Raw genomic sequence first — 15337 nt, 5'->3', positions numbered from 1 at the left:
CGCTCCACTTCCGGAGCGAAAAATGGTGCCCGACGACCCCTGGCTGGAGCGTTTCCCCCGTCCACCGACCGCCGAACTCTTCAGCCAGCGCGTGCTGGCCTTCGACAAGGCCAGGGGCTCGATCCGCCTGAGCTTCGTGGCGACCGATGCGTTCCTCAACCCCGCGGGCGCGGTGCAGGGCGGCATCCTGGTCGCGATGCTCGACGACACGATGGGGCCGGCGCTGTGGGTGCTGAACGGCGAGGAAACTTACTCCGTCACCATCGACCTCAGCGTGTCCTTCCTGGCCGTCGCCAGGCCCGGTCTGCTGTACGGCGAGGGCCGTGTCGTGCAGCGGGGCAGGACGATCTCGTTCCTCGAAGCCCAGCTGAGCGACGCCGATGGGCGCATCGTGGCGCGCTCCACCGCCAGCGCGCGCGTCGTGAAGGCCTGATCCGGCGATCAGTCCGCCAGCTGCTTGCGGAAGCCGATCGACAGCCGGTTCCAGCTGTTGATGGCGTTGATCGCCATCGTGAGGTTGACGCGCTCGGCCTCGCCGAACTGGGCGGCCAGCGCTTCGTAGGCCTCGTCGGGCGCGTGGGTGAGCGACACCTGCGTCACCGCCTCGGTCCAGGCCAGCGCGGCGCGCTCGCGTTCGGTGAAAAAGGGCGTCTCGTGCCACACGCACACCGTGGCCAGGCGGCGCTCGGTTTCGCCGGCCTTGCGCAGGTCGGCGGTGTGCAGGTCGATGCAGTAGGCGCAGCCGTTGATCTGCGAGGCGCGCAGCTTGACCAGGTCGAGCAGCTTCGGCTCCAGGCCCAGCTTGCCGATGGCCACTTCGAAAGCGATCAGCGCCTTGAGCGCGTCGGGAGAGGCCTTGTAGAAATCGAGGCGGGATTGCATGGCGCGGGTTCCTTCTTCATGGGTAATGGTTCAATCCAGCCTCGATGCTAGGAGCGAGGGGCGCTGCCGCAGGCGGCCAATCCGGGGCATTCGCAGGAGACCAATCCGATGGAGTTGCACGTCGTCATCGAAGGCGACAAGGACCTGGCCGGCCAGCTGTACCGGCAGCTGAAGGAGGCCATCCGCAGCGGCCGGCTCGCCGCGGGCGAGAAGCTGCCGCCTTCCCGGCTGCTCGCGCAGCAACTGGGCCTGTCGCGCAAGACGGTGTCGGAGGCCTATGCGCGCCTGAGCTACGAGAAGCTGCTCACCGGCCGCGTCGGCAGCGGCACCTTCGTGGCCGGCGGCGCCGTGCGCAAGCCGGGAACGACGGCTGCGCGCGCACTGGCGGGAGGCGCCATGCTCGAGCACTGGCGCGGCATGAGCACCCCGCTGCGGCATCCCGCGCCCGCGGGGAGCGCGTGCTACGAATACATCGGCGGCGCGCCGGCGCGCGATCTCTTTCCGCACGCGGACTGGCGCCGCTGCATGCTGCATGCGCTGCGGCAGGGCGCCCGGTCGCGCGGGCTGTACGGCGAGTCCGAGGGCCTGCACGAGCTGCGCGACGCCATCGCGCGGCACGCGAGATTCTCGAGGGGCGTGCGCTGCGCCGCCGCCGACATCCTCGTCACCAACGGTGCGCAGCAGGCGCTGGACCTGATCGCCCGGGTGCTGGTCGAGCCGGGGAGCACGGTCGCAATGGAAGAGCCGGGCTATCCGCCGGCCCGGCTGCTGCTGGCCGGGCAGGGTGCGAAGGTGGTGGGCGTGCCGGTCGACGGCGAAGGGCTTGTGGTCGAGCGCATTCCCGATGGCACGCGGCTGATCTACGTGACGCCGGCACACCAGTTCCCGCTGGGCATGCCGATGAGCGAAGAGCGCCGCAAGGCCCTGCTGAAGCGGGCCGACGAGCTGGGCGCCATCGTGATCGAGGACGACTACGACAGCGAATTCCGCTACGAGGGCCGCCCGGCCGATTCGCTGCAGAGCATGGACGCGAGCGGCCGCGTGGTCTTCGTCGGTACCTTTTCCAAGACGCTGGCCCCGGATCTGCGGCTGGGCTACCTGATCGCGCCGCCCGACGTGCTGGAGGCCGCCGCCACGGCCAAGTACCTGACCGACTGCCACACCGCGACGCCAGCGCAATCTGCGCTCGCGAAATTCATCGCCGACGGCGACCTCAACAGGCACATCAGGCGCTGCCATGCGGCCTATGCGCAACGCCGGGAGCGCATCGTGCGGCGCTTCGAGCAGGATCTTTCGCCCTGGTTCGAGCTGGTGCCGGTCTCGGCCGGAATCCACATGGCGGCGCTTTGCAGGCACGGAGCGGGGGACAGGATCGACATCGACCAGCTCGTGCGGCTGGCGCGCCGTGTCGACGTGGGGCTGTACCCACTGGCGCCGTTCTTCCACTTTTCGCCCCCTCGCCAGGGGCTGATGCTGGGTTTCGGCGCCATCGGCGAGGCGGACATCGATCCGTCGCTGGACCGGGTACGCGACGTGCTTGCGCAGATGGGATGAATCCGGGAGCGCCCGCGCCGCGTATACCCGGCATCTTCCGCCGCGGCCCGAACCCGCCGATACTCAGGCGGGAGATACCCAGCCGGCAACGTACCGGCCCGAGCAAGTTCAATGAATCAAACAGGTCCCTCGAAATTCCGGTTCGGATTGCACACACGCCTGAGCCTGGGCGTGGCGGCGGTGGTCCTGATGGCCACCTTCGCGATCGCCACCTTTGCCCTGCACCTGGTCAAGAGCAGCATGCGCGCCTCGATCGCGGCCGAGGAATTCGCGCGGGTTGACGCCATCGCCGACGCCATCGACCAGAAATTCGGCAGTCGCCGCATCCTCTTGCAGACCTTCAGCGGCAGCGTCGAAGCGCAGGATTTCCAGGGCACGGCGGCGCTGCAGACCTTCGTCGAGAAACACGTCGCCCTGCGCCAGGCCTTCGACAACGTCGCTTTCCTCGACATGGAAGGCAACCTGGTGGCCAACCTGAACGGCGCGCAGGCCATCGGCAAGGTGAACGTCAAGGACCGGGCCTACTTCCAGCAGACGGTCGCCTCCAGGAGCGGGCTGGTGTCCGAGCCGTACCGCAACCGGCTCAACGGGCTGGCTCAGGTGGCCATCACCGAGCCGGTGTTCGACAGCACGGGACAGGTGCGCTTCGTGATCTCCGGCGCCCTCAACCTCAAGGACCGCAGCGTGCTGGGCACGCTCGCCGACGTGAAGTTCGGCAAGACCGGCTACCTGTTCGTGACCACGGTGGACGGTATCGTGGTCGACCATCCGAACGCCTCGCGCATCCTGAACCACGTCCAGGCGAACGGTGGCGGCGGGGACGCCCAGATCCTGCGCGCGATGGCCGGCTTCCAGGGCTCCAGCGAGGGCGTCAACGAAGCCGGGGTGCCAAGCCTCTACGCCTTCGACCGCATGGTGCAGGCGAACTGGATCGTCGGCGCCATGTACCCGCGCCGCGAGGCCTTCGCGAGCATCGACGCCATCGAGCGCGGGGCCTGGATCGGGGCCTTCGCGCTCGCGCTGTGCGCCGGCGCCCTGACCCTGGCGGTGGTGCGCCGGCAGCTGACCCCGCTCGCGGACCTGCACCGGCACATGCAGTTCACCCAGCAGGCCCCCACCGCGATAGACGACGAGACGCCCGTGGCGCGGCGCACCTACGCCTCCGACGAGATCGGCGACCTGGCGCGCACCTTCGACGAGCTGATGGAGCAGCGGCACGCCATCGAGCGCAGCCTGGCGCACAGCGAGGCGCAGGTGCGCATCATCGCGGACAGCATTCCGGCGATGGTGTCGCACGTCGATGCGTCGCTGCGCTACACCTTCGTCAATGCCCACGTGCGGGCGCTGCACGCCGGCAACGGGCCGCTGGTCGGCCGCCTGATGCCGGAGGTGCGCGGCCCGGCCGATTTCGCGCTCGTGGAGCCGCACTTCATGCGCGCGCTGGCCGGCGAGACGGTGATCCTGGAGAAATCGGGCGACCCGGCGCTGGGCATCGGCGACCGCACCTTCAAGGCCCACTACATCCCCGACATCGACGCCGAGGGCAGGGTGTGCGGCGTGTTCTCGATGACTTTCGACATCACCGAGGAAGTCAACATCCGCCGCGCGCTGAGCGAACAGGAAACGCGCCTGCGCGACGTGACCGACAGCATTCCGGCGCTGGTCGGTTATTTCGACCGCCAGCAGAACTGCCTGTTCGCCAACATCCGGGCGCGGCAGATGGCCGGCCTGGGCGAGAAGGTGCCGCTGCAGGGCACGACCCTGCGCTCGGCGCTGGGCCGCACGATCTATTCGCAGCTCAAACCGTACCTTCCGGTCATGTTCTCGGGAAAGAAGGTGCGCTTTCCGGTGCGCGCGCCCCTGCATGGCCGACAGGGCTACTTCCAGGTCAACCTCATTCCCGACAAGAACCTGCGCGGCGAAGTGGTTGGCTTCTACCTGATGTCCTTCAACATCACGGCGTTGAAGGAAGCCGAGCTGCGCCAGGCCGAGAGCGAACTGCGCCTGCGCGCCATCACCGACAACATGCCGGCGCTCATCACCTACATCGACCGCGAGGAGAAGATCACCTTCGCCAATGCCACCAGCCGCGAATGGCTCGGGCTCGATCCGGCCCAGCTGCTGGGGCGCCACGTGCAGGAAGTGTCGGGCCGCGAGGTGTACGTCTCGCGCCAGCCGATGCTCGCGCGGGCGCTGGCCGGCGAGCACGTGGAGTTCGAGGCGCGCATGCAGCGCGGAGGCGTCGAGCGCATCACGCAGGTCATCTACGTGCCCGACGTTCGCACCGACGGCGTGACGCACGGCATCTTCTCGCTGGCGCTGGACATCACGGCGCTGAAGGTGGTGGAGCACAAGCTCATCGAGCTGGCGCGGCTGGACACGCTCACCGGCCTGCCCAACCGGCTGGCCTTCAACGAATACCTGCCCGACGCGGTGCTGCGCAGCCAGCTTACCGGCCATGCGATGGCCCTGATGTTCCTGGACATCGACCATTTCAAGGCCATCAACGACACCATGGGCCACGCGGTCGGCGACGCGGTGCTTTCCGAATACGCGCGGCGGCTGCAGGGCTGCGTGCGCGGCACCGACATGGTCGCGCGGCTGGCCGGCGACGAATTCGTGCTGGTGCTGGAGGGGCTGGGCACGCCGGAGGCGGCGGCCGTGGTGGCGGAAAAGATCGTGGACCGCGTTCACACGCCGCCCTTCGTGGTGGACGGCCAGCGCGTCGATGTCACGACCAGCATCGGCATCGCCTTCCACCGCGCGACCGGCTCGTCGGCCACCGCCGAGGAACTGCTGGCGCGGGCGGACGTCGCGCTCTACAACGCCAAGGCCGCGGGGCGCGACCGGTTCGCTTTCTTCATGCAGTCCGGCGGGTCGCACAGCAGCGATTCGCCGACGCGGCTCGAGCACTGACCCTGGGGCGGAGGGCGCTCCAGACTCTGGTCAGGAGACGCCCAGCACGTGGTTCTCGTGGCGGCCTTCGCCCAGGGTGAACCAGGCCGTGCCCTTGCGGATGAAACCGTGCTTCTCGTAGAAGGCACATGCGCGCCGGTTCCGGACGTTGACCGTGAGCCACAGGGCGCCGCTGCCCGTGCGGCCGCGCACGGTGGCGAGGGCTTCGTGCAGCAGGGCCGAGCCTGTGCCCAAGCGGGTGAAAGGCTCCTGCACGTAGAGCGTGCACAGCTCGGTGCTGGCTTCTGGGAAGAGCTCCTGCGGTGCGCCGAAGTGCAGGCGGGCATAGCCGGCGATGTGGCCCCCGCTTTCGGCGACCAGCAGGGCGGTGTCGGCATCGGCCATCCACGCGTCGAAAGCGGCCGGCGTGAACTCGTCGAGCACGTAGCGCGCGAGCAGATCGTTCACGCCTTCGGTGGCATAGGTGCCGAGCCAGACCTGGATGGACAACGCCGCCAGCGCGGGAGCGTCGGCGGCGATGGCGGGGCGGATGTGAAGGGGCGTGCGGGGCATGGGGCGGTCCGATTCTGCACCCCGCCCCGGAGGAAAAGACTCAGGCCTGTGCCGAGGCGCAATCCGCCAGCGCGTCGCGCGGCTCGCGCCGGTCGAGTGCACGGCTCCACAGCGCGATGACCAGGCCGACCAGCGTGAGCAGCGCGGCCACCCAGCCCAGCGCGCGCAGCCCCGGACCATGGTCGATCACCACGCCTCCGACCCAGGCGCCGAGCGCGTTGCCGAGGTTGAAGGCAGCGATGTTCAGGCTCGATGCCAGGTTCTGGCCCGCGCCGGATGCCTTTTCGAGCACCCGCAGCTGCATCGGCGCCACCGTGGCGAAGGAAGCGATTCCGAGCAGCCCGACGAACACCACCGCCGTGAATGGCGTGCCGATGGTGAACTGCATCGCGCCGAGCACCACCGCCAGCGCCACCAGCGTGCCGAACACGGCGGCCATCGGCGCCCGGTCGGCCAGCTTGCCGCCGAGCAGGTTGCCGACGGCGAGGCCGCCGCCGAACACCAGCAGGATCGGCGACACCGCCGACTCCGACAGGCCGGTGACCTGCGTGAGCAGCGGCTGGATGTAGGTGTAGACCACGAACACGCCGGCGAAGCCGAGCACCGTCATCGCCAGGCCGAGCAGCACCTGCGGACGGGCCAGCACGGCGAGTTCCTCGCGCAGCGGCGCGGGCTTGGCCGCGTTCTTGACGCGGGGGACGAACACCGAGAGCACCGCGAAGGCCAGCACGCCGATCAGCGTCACGGCCCAGAAGGTCGAGCGCCAGCCGAAATGCAGCCCCAGCCACGCGCCGGCCGGCACGCCGAGCAGCGTGGCGGCGGTCAGGCCGGTGAACATGATCGCGATGGCCGACGCACGGCGCTCAGGCGCCACCAGCCCGGTGGCGACCACCGAGCCGACTCCGAAGAAGGTGCCGTGCGCCAGCGAGGTGATGACGCGCGCGGCCATCAGCATCTCGTAGTTGGGCGCCAGGGCACAGGCGAGGTTGCCGAGCGTGAAGATCGCCATCAGCGCGAGCAGCACGGTCTTGCGCGGCAGCTTGCGGGTGGCGATGGTGAGCACGGGAGCGCCCACCGCGACCCCGAGCGCGTAGCCCGAGATCAGCAGGCCGGCGGCCGTGATGGAGACGTGGAGGTCCGCCGAGACCTGCATCAGCAGGCCCATGATGACGAACTCGGTGGTGCCTATTCCGAAGGCACCGGCGGTGAGGGCAAGTAGGGCGATTGGCATGATGCCCTGTACTGTGCGGACGAAAGCCCTCGATGACTAGAATGCCGCCGGTACACAGACTTGTGAGTTGAACTCACAGATTGAAGGAAGAACCATGCCGCGCATCGACGTCAACCGCTCCGGCGAGATGGAAGCCTTCGTGCAGGTGGTGGAGTCGGGTGGTTTCTCGGCCGCCGCGCGCCTGCTGGGCATGACGCCCTCGGCAGTGAGCAAGCTGGTGGCGCGGCTCGAGCTGCGCCTGGGCATCCAGCTGGTGCACCGCTCCACGCGCAAGCTGCAGCTCACGCCCGAGGGCACCGAGTTCTACGAGCGCAGCCTGCGCGTGCTGGCCGACATGGACGAGGCCGAGCGCTGCGCCGCGGCCGGAGCCGCGCCGCGCGGGCGCGTGAGCATCAACGCCAGCGTCTCGTTCGGCCACCACAAGCTGGTGCCGCTGGTGCCACGGCTGCTGGAGATGCATCCGCAGATCACGCTCGACATCGCGCTGACCGACCGCATCGTCGACCTGATGGACGAGCGCGCCGACATCGCGATCCGCTGGGGGCAGCTGCCGGCCTCCGACCTCGTGGCGCGACGGCTTGGCGAGACCAGCCAGTCCATCGTCGCGGCGCCGGCCTACCTGGAGAAATACGGCACGCCGCGCACGCCGCAGGAGCTGGAAGCGCACAACCGCCTGGGCTGGAGCTACCGGCGCAACACGCCCGACTGGCCGCTGCGCGTGGACGGCCGCATGCAGTGGCTGCCGGTGGCCGGACCGGTGCGCGCGGGCGATGGCGAAACGCTGCGCCAGCTGGCCATCGCGGGGGCGGGCGTGGCGCGGCTGTCGCTGTACCACATACAGCACGACATCGACGCGGGGCGGCTGGTGCCTCTGCTGGAAGAGTTCAACCCGGCCGAGGTGGAGCCGATCCACGCGGTCTACATCGGCAAGGCGGGCACGCTGCCCGCGCGGGTGCGGGCGGTGCTCGACTTCCTGGTGGCCTGCTCGGGCGTGGGAGGCGGGCGCTACACGCTCAAGCGGACCGCGCCGATGCCGGGAAACTCCGCCGTTACCTGATCGCCGCGCCGGCAGGGCAGCACACCGACCCACGAGCCGGTGGTGACGACGGTGCCGGCCGGCGCCGTCTGGCCATTGCGCGTGATGTGGCGCAGCCAGATCGGCAGCAGCCACGCCGGGTCGGCCAGCGGATGCGTGCCTTCGCGCACCACGACTTCGGCATCGCCGATCTTCGTCTCGCAGCGCTGCGAGGCCCAGTCGACCGCGGCATAGGGCTTCCATTCGCCGATCACGAGCGCGCCATGCACCTGCGAGTCGGCAAGACGCAGCAGTGCGGGCGTGGAGGGCAGGTCCTGCCAGCGGGCATCGACGATCTCGACGGAAACCGCCATCGCGTCGATGAGCGCGGCGGCGTTCTCGTGATCGAGCTTCGCGGCCTGCGCGGGCGTCACGTCCTGACCGAGCCGCAGTGCGATCTCGGCCTCGATGCCGGGCGTGTGGAACACGAGGTCGCTGAAATCAGCCGGACTCTGCCGCACGCCTGCAGGCGGCAGCGGCGCATGCGTAAGCGTCGCGGTGCGCGAGCCGCCGCCCGACTTCCATGCGCGGGGCACGGGCTGGCCGTCGAACCAGCCGAGCGCGGCCGCGACGGCGTCCTGCACTTCATAGGCCTGCACCCCGGTTTCGAGGGTGTCGAGCCAGGGCGTGGCGTCGAGGGTGCGGTTGCCGCGGCGCGCGGCCACGAGCGCGTCGGTAAGGGCGGTCTGGGATGGAGTCATCTTCCCGATCTTCTCAGCAAAAACCTGGCTGGTGATGGCGATCCCTCCGGGAACACGGAAGAACCGGCTTTGCCGGGCCTCAGGTGTTGCCTCCGGAAGGGGGTTGGCGTAGCGACACGAAGTGCGCGAAGCCTGGGGGTGAGCCAGGCTCTTCAGGTTTCCACGTGCACGTTGCCGTCCTTCACCACCTTCGCCCACTTCGCGATCTCGGTGCTGATGAACTGCCTGAACTTGTCCTGCGAACCGCCGCCGTCTTCCGCGCCGTAGGTGTCCAGCCGCTCCTGCACGTCGGGCATCGCCAGCACCGTGTTCACGTCGCGATTCACCTTCTGCGCGATGGAGGCGGGCAGCTTGCCCGGTCCGGCCAGGCCGTACCAGGTGGTGGCCTCGAAGCCCTGGAAGCCTTGCTCCTGCATCGTCGGCACGTTGGGATGGCCCTTGGCGCGCTTGGTGCGCGTCTGCGCCACGGCGAGCACGCGGCCGTTCTTCACGTGGGGCGTGGCGGCGGTCATGGTCTCGAAGCTGTACTGGATCTGCCCGCCCATCAGGTCGGCCAGCAGCGGGCCGCTGCCCTTGTAGGGCACGTGCAGCGCATCGACGCCGCCCTGCAGCTTGAACATTTCCAGCGCCAGGTGCTGCGCCGAGCCCGCGCCGGCTGAGCCGAAGCTCAGCGTGCCGGGCGCGGCCTTGCAGGCGGCCACGATGTCCTTCACTGACAGCGCCTTCTGCGCCGGGTTGGCGATCAGCAGGTTGGGCGTGACGCCCACCAGCACGATCGGAACGAAGTCGCGCTCGACGTTGTAGCGCAGCTTGGGCTGCAGGCTGGGCGCGAGCGCGTGGCTGTTGATGTGGGCCATCAGCAGCGTGCTGCCGTCGCTGGGCTGCTGCGCCACGTAGTCGGCCGCGAGCACGCCGGCCACGCCGCCCTTGTTCTCGACGATCACCTGCTGGCCCCACATGGTGGTGAGCTTCTGGGCGACCACGCGGGCCAGCGCGTCGGTGCCGCCGCCGGGCGGAAAGCCGACCACGATGCGCACCGGCCCCGTGGGCCATTCCTGCGCGAAGAGCCGGGGCACGCCCAGCGTGGCGGCCGCGGCGCCCGCGGCCTGGATCAACGAACGTCTCTGCATCTTCCTTGTCTCCGTCGTGGGTGGGAAATCCGATGCGCGCCGCCGCGCCGTATACCTGCGCAGCGCCGGTGGCGCCGCGTGGCTGTCTATGCGGCCTTCTGCAGCGCGGCCGGAGCCGTGTGGTTCGAGAAATGGTCCATCGCGGCCTGCACGCCGCTGCCGGCGAGCCTGATGCCGGCGAGCTTCATGCCCATCTCGACGCCGGCGACCATGGCCACCAGCGTCAGGTCGTTGCTGTCGCCCAGGTGGCCCATGCGGAACATGCGGCCCTTGAGCTTGCCCAGGCCGGTGCCGAGCGAAAGATCGAAGCGCTGGTGAATGAGCCGGCGCAGCGCGTCGGCGTCCACGCCCTCGGGCGTGATCACGCCCGTGAGCACGGGCGAGTAAACGGCCGGGTCGGCGCACTGGATCGGCAGGCCCCAGGCGTTGACGGCGGCGCGCACGCCGGCGGCCCAGCGCTGGTGGCGCGCGAACACGTTGTCCAGGCCCTCGCCGAGGATCATGTCCAGCGACTCCGAGAGGCCGTAGAGCAGGTTGGTGTTGGGCGTGTAGGGCCAGTAGCCGTCCTTGTTCATCTCGACGATCTCGTCCCAGGCCCAGAAGGCCTTGGGCAGCTTCGCGGTCTTCGAGACTTCGAGCGCGCGCGGCGAGAGCGCGTTGAAGCTGATGCCGGGCGGCAGCATCAGGCCCTTCTGCGAGCCGCTGACGCACACGTCCACGCCCCATTCGTCATGGCGGTAGTCGGCGCTGGCGAGGCCCGAGATGCTGTCGACCATCAGCAGGGCGGGGTGGCCCGCCGCGTCGATGGCCTTGCGCACCGAGGCGATGTCGGAGGTGACGCCGGTGGAGGTCTCGTTGTGCACCACGCACACGGCCTTGATCTTCTTCTCGGTGTCCTTGCGCAGGCGGGCCTCGATGAGGTCGGCCTGCACGCCGCGGCGCCAGCTCGGCGCATCCGGCAACTGCGCATCCGCGCCTTGCCATGCGAGGAATTCGGTAGAAAGGCCGAGGCGCGTGGCCATCTTCTGCCACAGCGAGGCGAAGTGGCCGGTCTCGTACATGAGCACGTGGTCGCCGGGGCTCAGCGTGTTGGCGAGCGCGGCTTCCCAGGCGCCGGTGCCCGAAGCTGGGTAGATCGCGACCGGGTGCTTCGTCTTGAAGATCTGCCGGATGCCGCCTAGCACCTTCAGGCCCAGCGTGCCGAACTCGGGGCCGCGATGGTCGATGGTGGGCAGGCTCATGGCCCGCAGGATGCGGTCGGGCACCGGGCTGGGACCGGGAATCTGGAGGAAGTGACGGCCGGTGGGGTGGATGTCGAGTTGCAGCATGAACTCTCCTTTCGCATTCAGTTTTGCATTCAAAATGCATTTTTGCTTGATGGTTTACCCTGACGACTCTGGCTTGTTGGTCATCTTTTTTGCATTCAAAATGCATTCAAGGGAAAAATCATGACAGCCGAAATCATCGAAATCTCCAGGCTCGCACTGCACGACCAGGTGGCGGCGCGCCTGCGCACCATGCTGGTCGAAGGGCTCATCGCGCCCGGCGCCAAGCTCAACGAGCGCGAGCTGTGCCTGCAGCTGAACGTGTCGCGCACGCCGCTGCGCGAGGCCATCAAGCTGCTTGCGGCTGAAGGTCTGGTCGACCTGCTGCCCAACCGGGGCGCGGTCGCGGTGAAGCTCACCGAGGCCGACGTGCTCAACACCTTCGAGGTGCTGGCCATGCTCGAGGGCATGTCGGGCGAGCTCGCCGCCAGGCGCATCACCGACGAGGAACTCGCCGAGGTGCGCGCGCTGCACTACGAGATGCTGGCCTGCTTCTCGCGGCGCGATCTCTCGGGCTACTACAGGCTCAACGCGCGCATCCACACGGCCATCAACGACGCGGCAGCGAACCCGGTGCTGTCGAACACCTACCGCTCCATCAACGCGCGCGTGCAGTCGCTGCGCTTTCGCACCAACCAGAACGAGGCGAAGTGGAAGCACGCCGTCGAGGAGCACGAGCAGATGATCGACGCGCTCGCAAGGCGCGACGCCGAGGCCATGCGCAAGGTGCTCGTCTCGCACGTGCTGCGCAAGCGCGACACCGTGCTGGAGCTGCTGCGCGCCGGCGAGATCTATCCCTCGGCCAAGTCGAGCTGATTGAACTGAACGTCACCAAGAAAACACATGCGCATCGATCCCGCCAGCCACATGCAGCCAGCCGGAACCGTTCTTCCGCCCAACGAATCCTGCGAGCAGCTCGGCCGCCGCCTGCGCGCCGAAACGCAAGGCGAAGTGCTGTTCGACGACGCCTCGCGCGGACGCTACGCCACCGACGCGTCGATCTACCAGATCACGCCCGTCGGCGCCTTCGTGCCCACGAACGAACGCGACATCGCCACCGCCATCGACATCGCCCGCGACCTGAAGGTGCCGGTGCTCGCGCGCGGCGGCGGCACCAGCCAGTGCGGGCAGACCACGGGCGCGGCGCTGGTGATCGACAACAGCAAGCATTTCCGCCGCGTGCTCGACGTGAACGTGGAGGAGGGCACCGCAACGGTCGAACCCGGCCTGGTGCTCGACCACCTCAACGCGCAGCTCAAGCCGCATGGCCTCTGGTATCCGGTGGACGTGTCGACCAGCGCGCAGGCCACGCTGGGCGGCATGGCGGGCAACAACTCCTGCGGCTCGCGCTCCATCGCCTACGGGAACATGGTGCACAACGTGCTGGGCGCGAGCGCATGGCTGTCGAACGGCGAACTCGTCGAATTCGGCACCGTCGGCTCGCTGGGCGTGCGCGCGGCGGGCATCGCGCAGTTCGTGCGCAGCCTCGCGCGGCAGCACCGCGAGGCGATGGCCGAGCACTGGCCCAAGGTCATGCGCCGCGTGGCGGGCTACAACCTCGACATCTTCGACAACCAGAGCGAGCGGCCCTACACGGCCGACGGCAGCGTGAACCTCGCTCACCTGCTGATCGGCTCCGAGGGCACGCTGGCCTACACCCGTAGCCTGAAGCTCAAGCTCGCGCCGCTGCCGCGCGCGAAGGTGCTGGGCATCGTCAACTTCCCGACCTTCCATGCCGCCATGGATTCGGCCCAGCACATCGTGAAGCTCGGGCCCACGGCGGTGGAGCTGGTCGACCGCACGATGATCGAGCTGAGCCTGGCCAACCCGGCCTTCAAGCCGACCGTCGAGACCGCGCTGATCGGCAAGCCGGCGGCCATCCTGCTGGTGGAGTTCTCAGGTGCCGACAAGGCTTCGCTGCTGCCGCAACTGAAGCAGCTCGTCGAACTGATGGGCGACCTCGGCCTGCCCGGCAGCGTGGTCGAGATGCCTGACGAGGCGCGGCAGAAGAACCTCTGGGAAGTGCGCAAGGCCGGCCTCAACATCATGATGAGCCTCAAGGGCGACGGAAAGCCCGTGAGCTTCATCGAGGACTGCGCCGTGCCGCTCGAGCACCTGGCCGAGTACACCGACGCGCTGACCGAAGTGTTCGCGAAGCATGGCAGCCGCGGCACCTGGTACGCGCATGCCTCGGTCGGCACGCTGCACGTGCGGCCGATCCTCGACATGCGAGTGGACGGTGCCGCCAAGATGCGCGCCATCGCGGAAGAGGCGAGCGAGCTGGTGCGCAAGTACAAGGGCGCGTTCAGCGGCGAGCACGGCGACGGGCTGTGCCGTGGCGAATGGATCGAATGGCAGTTCGGCCCGGCCATCAACGAGGCCTTTCGCGCCATCAAGCGCAAGCTCGACCCCATCGGCCTGTTCAACCCCGGCAAGATCATCGATCCGCCGAGCATGGACGACGGTGCGCTGTTCCGTTTCGCGCCGCCCACCGCGCCGAAGCCGTACCGACGCATCGAACTCAAGCCCGTGCTCGACTGGTCGGCCTGGAACGTCGACGCCGATCCCGTGACCGAGGTGACCACCGCGCCCGGCACCGGCGGCGACAGCACGGGCGGCCTCGCCAAGGCCGTGGAGATGTGCAACAACAACGGCCACTGCCGCAAGTTCGACGCCGGCACCATGTGCCCCAGCTACCGCGTGACGCGCGACGAGCAGCACCTCACGCGCGGCCGCGCCAACACGCTGCGCCTGGCGCTGTCGGGCCAGCTGGGCCCCGATGCCTTCACGAGCGAGGCCATGCACGAGACCATGGACCTGTGCGTGGGCTGCAAGGGCTGCAAGCGCGACTGTCCAACGGGCGTGGACATGGCGAAGATGAAGGTCGAGTTCCTCGACCACTACAAGAAGCGCCACGGCCACACGTTCAAAGACAAGCTGGTGGCGAACCTGCCCGACTACGCCCACAAGGCCAGCCGCTTTCCCTGGCTGCTGAACCTGCGCAACAGCGTGCCCGGCGCCGCATGGCTGGGCGAGAAGCTGCTGGGCTTTTCCGCGAAGCGCTCGCTGCCCGAATGGCGCGGCGACACCTTCTGGCGCGGCAAGGCCAACGAGCCCGGCCTGTTCGTCGAGCGCGACGTGGCGTTGTCGATCGCACGGCGCGGCGGCAAGGCGGCGGTGCTCTTCGTCGACACCTTCAACGGCACCTTCGAGAGCGAGAACGCATTCGCCGCCGCGCGCGTGCTGCAGGCGGCCGGCTACGTACTGCACACGGTCGAGAAGAGCGGCGGGCACCATTGCTGCGGCCGCACCTTCCTGGCCAGCGGCATGGTCGACGAGGCGAAGAAGAAGGCCGAGGCGTTGATCGATGCGCTGGTGCCGCTGGCGCGCGCTGGAGTGCCCATCGTCGGGCTGGAGCCTTCGTGCCTGCTCACGCTGCGCGACGAGGCGCTGGTGATGGGCTTCGGCGAGAAGGCCGAGCTGGTCGCCAAGCACGCGCTGTTGTTCGAGGAATTCATCGCGCGCGAACTCAAGCAGGGGCGCTTCGAGCTGCCGCTGAAACCTGCCGAGGCGCCGATCCTGCTGCACGGCCACTGCCACCAGAAGGCCTTCGGCGCGGTGAGCCCGGTGATGGAAGTGCTCAAGCTCATTCCAGGTGCGCAACCCGAGCTCATCGAAAGCTCGTGCTGCGGCATGGCCGGCAGCTTCGGCTACGAAGCCAGCCACTTCGAGGTGTCGATGAAGATGGCCGAGGCAAGCCTGCTGCCGGCCATCCGGGCGAAGCCCGGCGCCATCGTGGTGGCCGACGGCACCAGCTGCCGCCACCAGATCGGCGACGGCGCTCAGCGCGAGGCGGTGCACGTGGCGGTGCTGCTGGAGCGGCATCTGCTGCATACAGACCCGGTGCCCGAAGCGGGTTGAGCGGGCGGCGCCTGCAGGCCGGCGGCAGCTGCCGCAGAATAGGCCCGCCT

At 68.8% G+C, this 15337-nt stretch carries 12 protein-coding genes; 6 read left to right on the top strand and 6 right to left on the bottom strand.

What is annotated here, in order from left to right; all coding sequences use genetic code 11:
- Window positions 1-22 precede the first annotated feature (22 nt).
- Window positions 23-433: a PaaI family thioesterase gene (locus SFB74_RS17075; protein WP_432725396.1), complete on the top strand. Its 411-nt coding sequence runs from the start codon at window positions 23-25 to the stop codon at window positions 431-433.
- Between the two features lie 8 nt (window positions 434-441).
- On the opposite strand, the gene SFB74_RS17070 is transcribed toward SFB74_RS17075, so the two are convergent.
- A complete protein-coding gene (locus SFB74_RS17070; RefSeq protein WP_432725395.1) occupies window positions 442-882 on the bottom strand; it encodes a carboxymuconolactone decarboxylase family protein in 441 nt (146 codons plus the stop codon).
- Window positions 883-990: 108 nt separating this feature from the next.
- On the opposite strand from SFB74_RS17070, the gene SFB74_RS17065 reads away from it, so the two are divergent.
- Together SFB74_RS17065 and SFB74_RS17060 are read left to right on the top strand one after the other, a co-directional pair.
- A complete protein-coding gene (locus SFB74_RS17065) occupies window positions 991-2436 on the top strand; it encodes a PLP-dependent aminotransferase family protein (RefSeq protein WP_432725394.1) in 1446 nt (481 codons plus the stop codon).
- A gap of 147 nt (window positions 2437-2583) precedes the next feature.
- Entirely contained in the window at window positions 2584-5352 is a 2769-nt protein-coding gene (locus SFB74_RS17060; protein WP_432725393.1) for a diguanylate cyclase domain-containing protein, read from the top strand.
- A 30-nt stretch (window positions 5353-5382) separates the two neighbouring features.
- Here the strand turns inward: SFB74_RS17060 and SFB74_RS17055 are convergent, their stop codons facing one another.
- On the bottom strand, window positions 5383-5904 hold the full coding sequence (locus tag SFB74_RS17055; protein ID WP_432725391.1) for a GNAT family N-acetyltransferase: 522 nt from the start codon (window positions 5902-5904) through the stop codon (window positions 5383-5385).
- Between the two features lie 40 nt (window positions 5905-5944).
- Window positions 5945-7135, bottom strand: a complete 1191-nt coding sequence (locus SFB74_RS17050) for an MFS transporter (RefSeq protein ID WP_432725390.1) — start codon at window positions 7133-7135, stop codon at window positions 5945-5947.
- A 94-nt stretch (window positions 7136-7229) separates the two neighbouring features.
- Here SFB74_RS17050 and SFB74_RS17045 point away from each other — a divergent pair, with 94 nt between their 5' ends.
- On the top strand, window positions 7230-8192 hold the full coding sequence (locus tag SFB74_RS17045; protein WP_432725388.1) for a LysR substrate-binding domain-containing protein: 963 nt from the start codon (window positions 7230-7232) through the stop codon (window positions 8190-8192).
- On the opposite strand, the gene SFB74_RS17040 is transcribed toward SFB74_RS17045, so the two are convergent.
- The 3 genes from SFB74_RS17040 to SFB74_RS17030 form a co-directional block, all read right to left on the bottom strand.
- Window positions 8141-8911, bottom strand: coding sequence for a fumarylacetoacetate hydrolase family protein (locus tag SFB74_RS17040; RefSeq protein ID WP_432725386.1), 771 nt, complete (start codon window positions 8909-8911; stop codon window positions 8141-8143). The two genes, SFB74_RS17045 and SFB74_RS17040, sit on opposite strands and share 52 nt — an antisense overlap.
- Window positions 8912-9063: 152 nt before the next feature.
- Complete coding sequence (locus SFB74_RS17035) at window positions 9064-10041, bottom strand: Bug family tripartite tricarboxylate transporter substrate binding protein (protein ID WP_126020094.1); 978 nt, start codon at window positions 10039-10041, stop codon at window positions 9064-9066.
- Window positions 10042-10127: 86 nt separating this feature from the next.
- Window positions 10128-11369, bottom strand: coding sequence for a pyridoxal-phosphate-dependent aminotransferase family protein (locus SFB74_RS17030; protein WP_432725384.1), 1242 nt, complete (start codon window positions 11367-11369; stop codon window positions 10128-10130).
- Window positions 11370-11489: 120 nt separating this feature from the next.
- Here SFB74_RS17030 and SFB74_RS17025 point away from each other — a divergent pair, with 120 nt between their 5' ends.
- The gene (locus tag SFB74_RS17025; protein WP_093195058.1) at window positions 11490-12182 is read left to right on the top strand and encodes a GntR family transcriptional regulator; all 693 of its coding nucleotides are present in this window, start codon (window positions 11490-11492) and stop codon (window positions 12180-12182) included.
- A 27-nt stretch (window positions 12183-12209) separates the two neighbouring features.
- Window positions 12210-15287 carry an FAD-binding and (Fe-S)-binding domain-containing protein gene (locus SFB74_RS17020; RefSeq protein ID WP_432725381.1) on the top strand — a complete coding sequence of 1026 codons (3078 nt, stop codon included), beginning with the start codon at window positions 12210-12212 and terminating at the stop codon, window positions 15285-15287.
- Window positions 15288-15337 lie beyond the last annotated feature (50 nt).

This window comes from Variovorax xiamenensis (assembly GCF_050916385.1).
Taxonomy (GTDB): domain Bacteria; phylum Pseudomonadota; class Gammaproteobacteria; order Burkholderiales; family Burkholderiaceae_C; genus Variovorax.
Note: the sequence above shows the minus strand (reverse complement) of the source record. Positions and strands in the feature narration are given on the sequence as shown.

Bases quoted from the DNA above. Each gene is read 5' to 3' on its own strand.
- SFB74_RS17075 (WP_432725396.1), top strand. From the start codon at position 23: ATGGTGCCCGACGACCCCTGGCTGGAGCGTTTCCCCCGTCCACCGACC.
- SFB74_RS17070 (WP_432725395.1), bottom strand. From the start codon at position 882: ATGCAATCCCGCCTCGATTTCTACAAGGCCTCTCCCGACGCGCTCAAG.
- SFB74_RS17065 (WP_432725394.1), top strand. From the start codon at position 991: ATGGAGTTGCACGTCGTCATCGAAGGCGACAAGGACCTGGCCGGCCAG.
- SFB74_RS17055 (WP_432725391.1), bottom strand. From the start codon at position 5,904: ATGCCCCGCACGCCCCTTCACATCCGCCCCGCCATCGCCGCCGACGCT.
- SFB74_RS17050 (WP_432725390.1), bottom strand. From the start codon at position 7,135: ATGCCAATCGCCCTACTTGCCCTCACCGCCGGTGCCTTCGGAATAGGC.
- SFB74_RS17045 (WP_432725388.1), top strand. From the start codon at position 7,230: ATGCCGCGCATCGACGTCAACCGCTCCGGCGAGATGGAAGCCTTCGTG.
- SFB74_RS17040 (WP_432725386.1), bottom strand. From the start codon at position 8,911: ATGACTCCATCCCAGACCGCCCTTACCGACGCGCTCGTGGCCGCGCGC.
- SFB74_RS17035 (WP_126020094.1), bottom strand. From the start codon at position 10,041: ATGCAGAGACGTTCGTTGATCCAGGCCGCGGGCGCCGCGGCCGCCACG.
- SFB74_RS17030 (WP_432725384.1), bottom strand. From the start codon at position 11,369: ATGCTGCAACTCGACATCCACCCCACCGGCCGTCACTTCCTCCAGATT.
- SFB74_RS17025 (WP_093195058.1), top strand. From the start codon at position 11,490: ATGACAGCCGAAATCATCGAAATCTCCAGGCTCGCACTGCACGACCAG.
- SFB74_RS17020 (WP_432725381.1), top strand. From the start codon at position 12,210: ATGCGCATCGATCCCGCCAGCCACATGCAGCCAGCCGGAACCGTTCTT.